Genomic DNA, 12,155 nt, shown 5'->3' on the forward strand with positions numbered 1-12,155 from the left:
GACACCCTCGAACCGACCACGGAACGTGAGGAACCACGATGCTCGGCAGCCCGCAGTACCACCACAACGACCAGGACATCGAGATCAACGCGGGGCGCGAGAAGGTCACCCTCCTCGTGGCCAACACCGGCGACCGCGCCGTGCAGATCGGGTCGCACTTCCACTTCTTCGAGGTGAACCGCGCCCTGAGGTTCGACCGTGAGAAGGCGTACGGGATGCACCTGGACATCCCGGCCGGCAACGGCGTCCGGATCGAACCGGGCGACACCCGCGAGGTGACGCTCGTCGCGTACGGCGGCGGCCGCCGGGTCGTCGGGTTCAACAACCTCGTCGACGGGGGCCTCGACTCCCGCCAGACGCGTCTGGACGCGCTGCGTCGGCTCGCCGAGCGCGAGTTCGCGAACGGGACGCCGGAGCAGCCGGCAGCCGGCACGAAGCACGAGGGGGAGCACTGATGGCGATCATCCCGCGCAAGCAGTACACGGACCTGTACGGCCCCACGGTCGGGGACAAGGTCCATCTGGCCGACTCGAACCTCGTGATCGAGATCGAGCACGACTTCAGCGAAGGGCTCTACGGCGACGAGGTGGTCTACGGCGGCGGGAAGACCGCACGCGACGGCATGGCGGCCGACCCGCGCACCACCTCGGCGCAGGGCGTGCTGGACCTGGTCATCACCAACGCGATCATCCTCGACCCCGTGCTCGGCGTCCTCAAGGGGGACATCGGCGTCAAGGACGGCAAGATCGCCGGTATCGGCAAGGCCGGGAACCCCAACCTCCAGAACGGTGTCGACCCCCGCCTGGTGGTCGGCCCGGGGACGGAGCTCCTCGCCGGTGAGCACCTGATCGCCACCGCGGGCGGCATCGACGCGCACGTGCACTACATCTCACCCCAGCAGGGGGACACGGCGATCTGCGGCGGCATCACCACGCTGTTCGGCGGGGGCACCGGCCCCACCGACGGCACGAACGGTGTCACCACCACACCCGGCGTCTGGAACCTGCACCGCATGCTCGAGGCGGCGGAGGACATGCCCGTCAGCATGGGCTTCTACGGCAAGGGCAACGGCTCGTTGCGCCCGGCGCTCGAGGAGCAGGTCGAGGCCGGGGCGGCCGCCCTGAAGGTCCACGAGGACTACGGGACGACCCCGGCGGCCCTGAGCAACGCCCTGTCCGTGGCGGACGACTACGACGTCCAGATCACCGTGCACACGGACAGCCTCAACGAGGCGGGCTACGTCGAGGACACGATCTCCGCGATCGACGGCCGCACCATCCACACGTTCCACACCGAGGGTGCGGGTGGCGGCCACGCGCCGGACATCATGAAGCTGGCCGGGCACCCGAACGTGCTGCCGTCGTCGACGAACCCGACGCTGCCCTACACCGTGAACTCCGTCGACGAGCTCCTCGACATGGTGATGGTCTGCCACCACCTGTCGCACGACGTCCCCGAGGACGTCGCGTTCGCGGACTCCCGCGTCCGTGCCGAGACGATCTCGGCCGAGACCGTGCTGCACGACGAGGGCGTCATCTCGATGTTCTCGTCGGACTCCCAGGCGATGGGCCGGATCGGCGAGTCCTTCACGCGGGCGTTCCAGACCGCCCACCACAACAAGGACAAGCGCGGCAAGCTGCCGCAGGACGCCGAGGGCAACGACAACTTCCGTGTGCTGCGGTACCTCGCCAAGATCACGATCAACCCGGCGATCACGTGCGGCATCTCCGACTACGTCGGGTCCCTCGAGGTCGGCAAGATCGCCGACATCGTGCTGTGGCCGGTCGGGTCGTTCGCGGCCAAGCCGAAGATGGTCCTGCAGGGTGGCCTCGTCAAGTGGGCCGTCATGGGGGAGCCGAACGCCTCGCTGCCGACGCCGCAGCCGGTCTTCTACCGGCCGATGTTCGGGTCGTTCGGCAGGGCGCAGCAGAGCACCCGGGTGACGTACATGTCGCAGGCGGCCGTCGAGGCCGGTGTCCCGGACAAGCTGGGCCTGGAGAGCACGGTGCTGCCGGTGCGCCGCACCCGCCAGCTCGGCAAGGGCCACATGGTGCGCAACGGCTCCCTGCCCGTCGTCGACGTGGACCCCGAGACGTACAAGGTGACGCTCGACGGGGAGCCGGCCCACATCGAACCGGCGCAGACGCTGCCCATGACCCAGCTCTTCTTCCTGGCCTGAGGAGCACGGTGGCGACCGACGTCCGGGCGCTGCTCATGAGCCTGCAGCTGTCCGACTCCGCGTTCCCGAGCGGCTTCTACACGATGTCGCACGGTCTCGAGGGGTTCAGCCAGGCGCGGCTGGTCGACCACGGGGGGGTGGTCGGCCTGCTGCGCGGGCTGCTGCTGCACGGGGTGGGCCCGGGCGACGCGACAGCGCTCGCCCGGGCCCACGAGGCCGCGACCGCGGGCGACTGGGAGCAGGTGCACCGGGTCGACCGTCTGCTGTTCGCGTCCAAGCTCAACGCCGAGATGCGCCGGGCGTCCGTGCGCAGCGGGCACCAGCTGACGGACGTGGCGGGGGTCGCGGTCGGTGGTCCGGTGATCGGGACGTGGGCGCACGCGATCGCGGCGAAGGAGTCGCCGGGGTGCCAGCCGGTCGCCACCGCGGTGGTCTACGCGGCGACGGGTGTCGAGACGACCGCGGCGGTCGCGTCCGACCTCGCGGCGTTCGCGATGAGCGTGCTGGGGGCCGCGCTGCGCCTGCGGCTCGCAGACCACCGCGAGGTCCAGGTGGCGCTGCACGCACTGGCGCCGGTGATCGAGCAGGCGGCCGACGAGGCGGTCGCCCGTGACCTCGACGACATGGGTGGCTGCGTCCCCCTGGCGGACGTGATGTCGGCGCAGCACGAGCGTGCCGAGGCGCGCCTGTTCGCGAGCTGACGACGTGCCGGCGGATGCCGGCAGGACGGAGACGAGGATGAACGAGAACGTGTTGCGGGTCGGCATCGGTGGCCCGGTGGGCTCCGGAAAGACCGCCCTGACCGAGGCGCTGGTGCCCCGGCTGATCGCCGTGGGCCGGCGCCCGGCCGTGATCACCAACGACATCTACACGCAGGAGGACGCGCACCACGTGCGGCGCGAGCTCGCGGGCGTGCTCGACCCCGAGCGCGTGGTCGGCGTCGAGACCGGCGCGTGCCCGCACACCGCGGTGCGCGACGACCCGACGATGAACCTGGCGGCCGGTGCCGAGATGCTCGAGCGGTTCCCGGACGTCGACACGCTGCTGTACGAGTCGGGCGGCGACAACCTCACGCTCACGTTCTCCCCGGCGCTCGTGGACGTGTTCGTCTTCGTCCTCGACACCTCGGAGGGCGAGAAGATGCCGCGCAAGCGGGGGCCGGGCATCACGGACTCCGACATCCTCGTCATCAACAAGATCGACATCGCGCAGTACGTCCGCACCGACCTGGGCGTCATGGAGTCCGACGCCTACCGGGTCCGCGACGGCAAGCCGGTCGTGCTGACCAACTCGCTCACCGGCGAGGGCGTCGACGTCCTGCAGGACCAGATCCTGGCCATGTGGGACGAGCGCAGCCGCGCCCTGGTGCCGTGAGCGCAGACCTCGCTGCCCAGCCGGCCACGCCCGCCGTCCCGACGCGCCCGCGGGCGCGTCGGGACGAGGGTGTGCCCCCCGGCGGGCCGGTGCCGGCGTACGGGGGCCACCACCTGCAGCCGGCGTACTACGAGCCGCGGCGCGTGCCCCGGGAGGTCGCCCGTTTCGCCGGCGTGCCCACCATGCTGCCCACGGGCAGCCCGGGCAAGGTCGGCATCCTCGACCTGGAGTTCGCTCTCACCGGCCACGGCACCGAGCTGGTGGAGCACTACCAGAAGTCGCCGCTGCAGATCATGCGCCCGCTCTACTACGACCCGCAGCGTCCCGACATGCCGTACCTCTACCTCATGTCCACCGGCGCGGGCGTGCTGCAGGGGGACCGGCTGCGGACCGACCTGCGGTTCGGGCCCGGCACCAGCGCCTACGTCACGACCACGGCGTACACGCGGGTGCTGCGCATGGAGGCCGACTACGCGGTGGCGCTCACGACCGTCGAGGTCGGCGAGGACGCGTACGTCGAGTACCTGCCGGAGCCGGTCGTCATGTTCCTCGACGCACGCCTCTACCAGAGCACCCGGCTGATCGTCGCGGAGTCGGGGACGCTCATCGCCGGTGAGACCCTGCTGGCCGGGCGGCTGGCCCGCGGCGAGCGCCACCGGTACGCGGCGCTGGCCTCCGACGTCGAGATCCGCCGTCCGGACGGGACCGTGCTGGCGCTCGACCGGGTACGCCTGACGCCGCAGGACGGCGGGACCGGCGGCCTGGCGGTGCTCGCCGACCACGACGTGCTGGGCATGCTCTACGTCGTCACGCCGCTGGCGACGGCCCGCGAGCTCGCCGACCTGCTGCACGCCGAGCTCGCCGACGCGCCCGACGTCCTGCTGGGCGTCAGCGCCCTGCCCGGCGACGTCGGCGCCTGGGTCCGGATCGTCGGCGACGCGACGGCGCCCGTCACGCACGCGACGGCGCGCGCGTGGCGGGCGCTGCGGCTGCACCTGACCGGTGCGCCCGCGCCGCTGGTGCGCAAGACCTGAGCCGGACGGGCCCCGGCCCGTCCACGTCCCACCCGACCGCACGTCAGGAGAGCGTCATGGCAGCAACGACGTCGCCGAACATGTCCTCGAGGGCCGGCTCCGCGCTGGACCCCCGCGCGCTCGCGGACGGGCTGTCGCAGATCTTCTTCCAGCGCAACGTGTGGACGGGCCTGCTCATCCTGGCCGCGTTCGTCGTCGCGGACTGGCGCATGGCGCTGCTCGTCGTCATCGGCACGATCGCCGGGACGCTCACCGGGGCGCTCATCGGGGCGGACGACGTGCCGCTGGGCATGCAGGGCTTCTGCGGCGCGCTGCTGGGCGCCGCCGTCTACACGGCGCTGGGCAGCCAGGGCTGGGCCTACCCGATCGCGTTCGTCGGCGGCATCGCGTGCGCGTTCGTCACCTGGTTCTTCGTGCGTCTGTTCGCCAGCCAGCCCTTGAAGCGGTTCGCGCTGCCCGCGACGACGGCACCGTTCTGCGTCGTCGCCGGGGTCATGCACGCGACGACCGCGAGCCTGCAGGAGCGCTCGCCCGCCGTGCACGTCACCGACGGCACCGTGGGCACGTACCTGCGCTCGCTGCTCACGAACGTCTCCGAGGTCGTCCTGGTGAGCAGCGTGTGGGCCGGCGCGCTGATCCTGCTGGGCCTGTTCATCGCCTCGTGGAAGGTGGGGCTCGCGGCCGTGATGGGCAGCGTCGTGGGCAGCCTGTGCGCGTTCGCGCTGGGGTGGTCCGAGTCGGACATCGGCGAGGGCCTGGCCGGCTACTCCGGGGTCCTGACCGCGATCGCGCTGTCGGTCGTGTTCCTGCGCAGCAGCGCCGCGTCCTGGATCTACGCCGCCGTCGGCACGGTGGTGACCGCCGTGGTGACCCTGGCGCTGAACGACGCGACCGACGCCCCGCACTACACGTGGCCCTACATCCTCACGACGTGGGTGTTCCTGATCATCGCGTCGGCCGTCCCCGCCCTGCGGCGGCCATGACGGTCGACGCGCCGCGGCCGCCCGCCGGGCGGGTCGCTCGCCGCGCCCGCCGGGACGCCGTCCGGCACCCGCCGCCCCCCACAGCGGGCCCGGTGCGGCTGACGCTGGACGACGTGCACGTCACCGGCCGGCACGGGCCCATGCTCGACCTGCCCGGCCTGACCTTCGGCACAGGGGAGTGCGTGCTGCTGGCGGGTGATCCGGGGGAGGGCCACACGGCGCTCGCGCTGGTCGCGACCGGTCGGCTCTCCCCGCACACCGGGACCGTCACGCTGACGACGGCCGACGGCGCCAGCACCACGACGCCCGCGGCGCTGCGCGCGCTGACCGCTGTGGTGGACCTGCCCGAGGTCTCCGAGCCGGACGACGTGCTGACGGTCGGCACCGTCGTGGCCGAGGAGCTCGCGCTCGCGCGTCGGCCCAGCAGCGCCCGCGCTGCGCGCGAGTGGCTCGCGGACCACGACATGGCCGACCGGCTCGGGACGCGCGTGGCCGAGCTGGACGGGCCGCGGCGCACCGCGCTGCTGACCTCCCTGGCGTCCGAGCGGCCGGGCGTGCGGCTGCTGGTGCTGACGCTGCCCGACCGTCACGGCGGCGACCCGTCGGGCTGGTGGGCGATCGCGCAGGCGTTCGCCGCCCGCGGCCTCGGGGTGCTGGTGCAGTGCACGCGGGCGTCGGCGAACCACCTCGGCGTACCCGTGGCCGGCACCCGGGGCGACGCGGCGGGACGGGCCGCCCACGTCGAGGTGACACGCACGGCGCCCGGCGTGCGGCGGACGGCGGACGACGTGACGACAGGGGAGCTGCCCGCCGTGGGCGGCACGCCCGACGACGCGGTCGACGGCACGCCTGACGACCCGCCTGACGACCCGCCTGACGACCCGCCCGACGACCCGCCCGACGACCCGCCCGACGACCGACCCGACGACCCGCCGCCGGGAGAGGGGCGTGCGTCGTGATCATCGCGCGCCTCACCGGCACCGAGCTGCGCCGCCTCGCCGCGGGGACCCTCCCCAAGCTGGCGCTCCTGGCGCTCGTCGTCATCCCCTCGCTGTACTCGGGGCTGTACCTCTTCGCGAACGAGGACCCGTACGGCCGGCTGGACCACGTCCCGGCCGCCCTGGTCGTGCGCGACCGCGGTGCGACGACCACGGACCCGGAGGACGGCAGCACCCGCCGGGTGGACTACGGGCAGGAGGTCGCCGACCGCCTGGCCGACGGGCGCGGCGGGTTCCGCTGGGTGCGGACCTCCCAGGCGGAGGCCGAGGCCGGGGTCCGGTCCGACCGGTTCGACGCGGCCCTGATCATCGGGCCGTCCTTCTCGCAGGACCTCGTCTCGTCCGCCGAGTACCGCCCGCAGCAGGCGAGCCTGACGCTGGTGACCAACGACGCCAACAACTACCTGTCCACGACCATCGCGGACACGATCGCCGACGACGTGCGCGACGCCATCGCCACCCAGGTGGGGACGCAGGCCGCGACGGTGTTCCTGCAGGGCTTCGGCTCCATCCACACCAACCTCGCCCAGGGCGTCCAGGGTGCGGACCGGCTGGTCGACGGCGCCGGTGAGCTGGCGACAGGGACCGCGGAGCTGGTGGGAGGGACGGGGCGCCTGGCGTGGGGGGCGCAGGAGGCATCCCGCGGCGCGGCCGAGCTGGCGGGCGGTCTGGACACGCTGCGGGCGGACACCCGCGGGCTGCCGGACGCCACACGCCGGCTGGCCGCGGGCGCGGCGAAGGTGGCAGCGGGTGACGACGAGATCGAGAGGGTCGCGACACAGGTCGAGGCGGCCGCGGCGAGGGCGACGGCCGAGGCGCAGGCTGCGGCGAGAGCGGCGGAGGAAGGTGCCCGGCGGTTGGAGGAGCGACGCGGGACGGACGAGGGGCAGGATCTCGACGCTGCGTTGCTGGCTCTCGACGACGCGCGAGCGGTGGTCCAGGACCAGCTGAACGCCCTGCAGGACGAGGGCTACCTCACGCCCGAGCAGGTCCAGGCCCTGACCGATCCCGTCCCGAGGCTGGAGGGCGAGCTCGCCTCGGCCCAGGCGGCCCTGCACCAGGCGACCACCGACCTGAGGGCGCTCGACATCGGCGCCCGGGAGGTCGCACAGGGCGACGCGGCGCTCGCGGAGGCCGCGCCGAGGCTCGCGCAGGGCATCGCCTCCGCGGCCGCCGGCGCCGGTCGGCTCTCGTCGGGCACCGCGCAGGTGTCCCAGGGCGCCGAGGAGCTCGCCATCAGCAGCGTCACGCTGCACAACGGCACGAACCAGCTGGCGTCCGGGGTCACCGAGCTGCGCGACGGCCTGCAGTCCGGGCTGGAACGGATCCCGGACCTCGACCAGCAGACGGAGCGCGACACGGCGCGCACGATCGGCGACCCCGTGCGGGTGGCCGACGACCAGCTCGCCCGCGCCGGCAGCTACGGGGCGGGCCTGGCCCCGTTCTTCATGTCGCTGGCCACCTGGATCGGCGGGTACGTGCTGTTCCTGCTCGTGCGGCCGCTGTCCCAGCGGGCGCTCGCCGCCGGCGCCCCGGCGTGGCGCACCGCGCTGGGCGGGTGGCTGCCGGCGGTGGTCCTCGGGGCGGGGCAGGTGGTGCTCATGACCGCCCTGGTCGCGTTCGCGCTGGACATCCGGCCCGTCTACGGCGCCTACACGGTGCTCCTGCTCCTGCTCGCGTCGGCGGCGTTCATCGCGGTCCTGCAGGCGCTGAACGTCTGGTTCGGCGCCGTCGGGGAGTTCCTGGGCCTCGTGCTCATGCTCGTGCAGCTCGTCACGGCCGGCGGGACCTTCCCGTGGCAGACGATCCCCGAGCCGCTGCTGTCGGTGCACCGCCTGCTGCCCATGTCGTACACCGTCGACGGGCTGCGGCAGACGCTCTACGGCGGCGACCTGGCGAGCGCCGCCGGTGACGCCGCCGTCCTGGCCGGGGTCCTCGTCCTGGGCCTGGCGGCCACGACGTGGGCGGCGTACCGGCGCCGCACGTGGACGCCCAACCGCCTGCAGCCCGAGCTGGTGCTCTGACCCACCGACGAGGAGACGCCCGTGGACGTGCTGTGGCTGGTGCTGGGCGTGGTCGTCCTTCTCGGCACGCTCCTCGACGTCTTCCTCACGGCGCTCAACTACGACGAGTCGGGGTTCCTGGCGGCGCCGATGACGCGGCTGCAGTGGCGCAGCCTGCGGGCGGTCACCCGGCGGCTGCCGCGACGCTGGCGCCCGACGGCGCTGCGGCAGGTCACCGGCCTGCAGGTGGTCCTCACGATCGTGCTGTGGGTCTTCGGCACGGTCGTCGGCTACGGGCTCGTCTACTACGGCCTGATGACGCCGACCGCGTTCTCCGTCTCGGGGACGGGAGCGTCGCTGGACCTGTTCAGCGCGCTCTACTTCAGCGCCGCCCAGCTGTCGACGGTCGGCGGCTCGTCGTTGACGGCGGAGACCGACCTGCTGCGCTTCCTCAGCATCACCGAGACCTTGACGGGCGTGCTCCTGCTGTCCCTGGTCCTCACGTACCTGCTCGGCGTGTACTCGGTGATCGGTGACCTCAACAGCCTGTGCACCCGGTTCGTCACCGCGGAGCGCGGGGCGGGGTCCGCCGTCGCGAGCATCGCCCCGTACTTCCGCGACGGTCAGCCCAACGGGCTCGACGGGCACCTCGACGACGTCGGCGACGCCTTCGGGTCGTACACCGACGGGCTGCGGCTGCACTTCGCGGCGTACTACTTCCAGAGCGGGCGGGACCAGTTCGCCCTGCCCTACGCGCTGCGCATGACCGGGGGGACGATCGCTGCGCTGCGCTGGGGCCTGCCCACCGGGCACCCCGGGGCCGCCGTGCCCCGGCTCGAGCCGCTGACCTTCGAGCTCCTCGAGTTCGGGGACTACCTGCAGCGCCGGCTCCGCTGGACGAGCACCGACGTCCCTGAGGTCGTCGACGCGGAGCGCTTCGCCCGGATCGCCGACGGTGAGGTGCCGGACGACGTGAGCGGGGTGTGGGCGGCCCGGTTCCTGCAGCTCGACCAGGACATGGCCACTCTCGCGGGCGTGCGGCCCGGCGCCGACCCGGCCGACACGTACCGGCGGTACACCGGCTGGCTGCCGTTCGCGTACCGGTCGCAGCAGGTCAGCGTCGCCGTCGCACGCGACCTCGACTACCAGCCGGTGATCGTCACCGACCAGCCGGTCTCGATCCTGCACCCGCAGGGCGCGCTGTCGCTGCGCGGCGTCGAGGAGTACCTGTCCGGCCCGCCCGAGCCGACGCGGCCGGACGCCGCCGGGCGGCGGGCCGTGTCCCGGTGGCACACCTTCCTGCGGGAGCACGTCGCGCAGGTCGACCCGGGTTACGCGCGGCTGCGCGCGGCCACCCGTGCGCTGCTCGCGGCCGTGGGGGCCGCGCTGACGGGCTACCTCCTGCTGCGGGCCCTCGGCGAGGACGTCCTGACGCCCGCGCTGTTCGGCGGCTTCGTCGGCATGCTGAGCGCGGGCATCGCGGTGGACCGCACGGTGCGCGCGCGTCGCGCCACGAGCGTCCTGCTCCTCGTGCCGGTGGTCGTCGTCGTCGTGCTCGGCGCCCTGGTGTCCGGCTCGCCGGTGTGGACCGCGGTGCTCGTCGTGGTCGTGGCCGTCGCCGGCACCTGGATGGCCCGCTTCGGGCCCCGGTGGGCGGCCCTGGGCCGCACGACCTTCATGGTCTACTACTTCGCCCTGATCCTGCGCCTGGAGCTGTCCGACGTCGGGTTCTACCTCGCGACGGCGGCTCTCGGCGTGGCCTGGGGCTTCCTGCTCACCAACGTCCTCCTGCCCGAGCGTCCCGTCCGGGTCCTGCGCGCGGGCATCAGCGGCTACCAGCGTGAGCTCGTCGCGTCGATCGACACGCTCGTCGACGCCGTCTCCTGGGCGCGCTGGGACCCCGACGTCAGGAAGCGCGTCGCGGTGGACCAGCGCCGGCTCACCCGCGGGGCGGCGTTCATGACGGGCCAGCTCACGGGCCCGCCGGAGGCGACAGGGCTCGAGCCGCGGCAGGCCGTGGGGCTGCGCCTGCGGCTCCTGGACACGACCCTGTCCGCGTCGCACCTGGTGGGTGCGGCCCGGGACGTGACGGGCACGGCGGTGTCGCTGGAGCTGCGCGGGCGGCTGGCAGGCCGCCTCGAGCTGCTGCGGGCGCACCTGCAGCAGCTCGCCGCGGGCCACGACGCCGCAGCTGCGCGCGAGGCCTCCACGCCCCGGGTCGACCCCTGGGACGCGCCGCCGCCGCCCGCGCAGTGGCCCGCACCGGCGCGTGCGCTGTGGCGCTCGATGAACGAGCTGTACGAGGTGGCGGCCGGGCTGAGCGCCACGCTCCGCACGGTCGTGGAGCCCGCGACGGGGACAGACCGGGCCGCGGCACCGGACGCCCCGGTCCCGGCCGGGCGTGGCGCCCCTGACCGGGGGTCGGCGGACGCCGACGCCGACGCGGACGCGGACGCGGACGCGCTGGAGGAGCTCGACTGGAACGGTGCGGACCCGCAGGCGACCGGCCTGCACCTGTCGTCGGTGACCCGCCGCTCGGCTCAGGCCGGCATCGCGGTGGGCGCCGCGCTCGTCATCGCCGAGCTCCTGTCCTCCTCCCACCAGTACTGGGCGACCCTCGCGGCCTACCAGGTGCTCGGCGGCACCGACGGGGAGACGCGCCTCAAAGGGCTGCAGCGCGTCGGTGGCACCGTCGTGGGCGCGGTGATCGGGTTCGGCGTGGCCATCTGGTCGGGCCACGAGCCGTGGGTGCTGGTCCCGCTGCTGGCCGTCGCCGTCTTCGCCGCGACCTACTACAACCGGGTCTCCCCGGCGGCGTCGGTCCTGTGGCGCACGATGCTGTTCGCGGTCGTCTACGAGTTCCTCGGCCGGCTCACGCCCGTCGCGCTGGAGCTGCGCGTGCTCGAGACGCTGCTGGGTGCGGCGGCCGCCGTGGTGGTCGCCTGGCTCGTCCTGCCGACCCGGACCGCAGCCGTCCTCGACAAGGACACGACACAGCTCGTGCGGGACCTCGCGGCGCTCGTGACGACGGCCGTCGGGCACCTGGAGTCCGGCAGGTCGGTGTCGACGAAGGCGATGCGCGAGCGGGTGCTCGTCGCCGAGCGCGAGGCGCGGGGCGTCTCCGCCACCGCCGCCCCGCTGCGGCGGGCGGCGGGCGCGTCCGCCGCAGCGGGTGTCGAGGCGCGGCTGACCGCGTTGTGGGCGCTCACCTACGACACCCGCTACCTGGTGCGGAACGTCGAGGCGGCGATCCGCGCGGGCTCGACCCGCGAGGCGCGTGACTGGGCCGCGGTGCGCACGACGCTGCAGGTCAACTTCACGGCGCTGCTCGACGTCCTCACCGGCCGCCTGCCGACCGAGGTGCGGCCCGACCTGCCGGAGACCGGGGTCGCGGACGCTCCCGCGGGCAGCCCTCTCGAGGGCATCGGGCGCCGTCTCGAGCGCATCAACGACACGCTCGTCCTGCTGGTGCAGACCGCCTCGCCCGGGGTGGTCGACCGGCAGGAGGACGACGGACGCGTGGACGCCTGAGCAGGCGGTCCCCGACGCACCGCCGGCGGCCCCCGCGCGGCGGGGACGGCCGG

At 73.8% G+C, this 12,155-nt stretch carries 9 protein-coding genes; all 9 read left to right on the forward strand.

Translation table 11 applies throughout. The features are described from left to right. Positions 1-38 precede the first annotated feature (38 nt). The 9 genes from KG103_RS08910 to KG103_RS08950 all read left to right on the forward strand — a co-directional run bounded on the left by KG103_RS08910 (position 39) and on the right by KG103_RS08950 (position 12,102). Complete coding sequence (locus tag KG103_RS08910; RefSeq protein WP_207342022.1) at positions 39-455, forward strand: urease subunit beta; 417 nt, start codon at positions 39-41, stop codon at positions 453-455. Beyond that, positions 455-2,179 carry an urease subunit alpha gene (gene ureC, locus KG103_RS08915; protein WP_207342021.1) on the forward strand — a complete coding sequence of 575 codons (1,725 nt, stop codon included), beginning with the start codon at positions 455-457 and terminating at the stop codon, positions 2,177-2,179. Before KG103_RS08910 ends, ureC begins: the two co-directional genes overlap by 1 nt. Before the next feature lie 8 nt (positions 2,180-2,187). Then, a complete protein-coding gene (locus KG103_RS08920) occupies positions 2,188-2,880 on the forward strand; it encodes an urease accessory protein UreF (protein ID WP_249670864.1) in 693 nt (230 codons plus the stop codon). Between the two features lie 37 nt (positions 2,881-2,917). Next, a complete protein-coding gene (gene ureG, locus KG103_RS08925; protein WP_089798870.1) occupies positions 2,918-3,553 on the forward strand; it encodes an urease accessory protein UreG in 636 nt (211 codons plus the stop codon). Continuing rightward, positions 3,550-4,587, forward strand: coding sequence for an urease accessory protein UreD (locus KG103_RS08930; protein WP_207342020.1), 1,038 nt, complete (start codon positions 3,550-3,552; stop codon positions 4,585-4,587). The genes ureG and KG103_RS08930 overlap by 4 nt, the downstream gene beginning before the upstream one ends. A 56-nt stretch (positions 4,588-4,643) precedes the next feature. Then, a complete protein-coding gene (locus tag KG103_RS08935; RefSeq protein ID WP_207342019.1) occupies positions 4,644-5,570 on the forward strand; it encodes an urea transporter in 927 nt (308 codons plus the stop codon). Between the two features lie 92 nt (positions 5,571-5,662). Then, on the forward strand, positions 5,663-6,529 hold the full coding sequence (locus KG103_RS08940; RefSeq protein ID WP_207342018.1) for an ABC transporter ATP-binding protein: 867 nt from the start codon (positions 5,663-5,665) through the stop codon (positions 6,527-6,529). Then, positions 6,526-8,592 (forward strand): YhgE/Pip domain-containing protein, encoded by a 2,067-nt coding sequence (locus KG103_RS08945; RefSeq protein WP_207342017.1) that lies wholly within the window; start codon positions 6,526-6,528, stop codon positions 8,590-8,592. Before KG103_RS08940 ends, KG103_RS08945 begins: the two co-directional genes overlap by 4 nt. Before the next feature lie 21 nt (positions 8,593-8,613). Continuing rightward, positions 8,614-12,102, forward strand: coding sequence for an FUSC family protein (locus KG103_RS08950; RefSeq protein WP_207342016.1), 3,489 nt, complete (start codon positions 8,614-8,616; stop codon positions 12,100-12,102). The last annotated feature ends 53 nt before the right edge of the window (positions 12,103-12,155 follow it).

It is taken from the genome of Cellulomonas wangleii (assembly GCF_018388445.1).
In the GTDB taxonomy this organism is placed as follows: domain Bacteria; phylum Actinomycetota; class Actinomycetes; order Actinomycetales; family Cellulomonadaceae; genus Cellulomonas; species Cellulomonas wangleii.

Bases quoted from the DNA above. Each gene is read 5' to 3' on its own strand.
- KG103_RS08910 (WP_207342022.1), top strand. From the start codon at position 39: ATGCTCGGCAGCCCGCAGTACCACCACAACGACCAGGACATCGAGATC.
- ureC (WP_207342021.1), top strand. From the start codon at position 455: ATGGCGATCATCCCGCGCAAGCAGTACACGGACCTGTACGGCCCCACG.
- ureG (WP_089798870.1), top strand. From the start codon at position 2,918: ATGAACGAGAACGTGTTGCGGGTCGGCATCGGTGGCCCGGTGGGCTCC.
- KG103_RS08935 (WP_207342019.1), top strand. From the start codon at position 4,644: ATGGCAGCAACGACGTCGCCGAACATGTCCTCGAGGGCCGGCTCCGCG.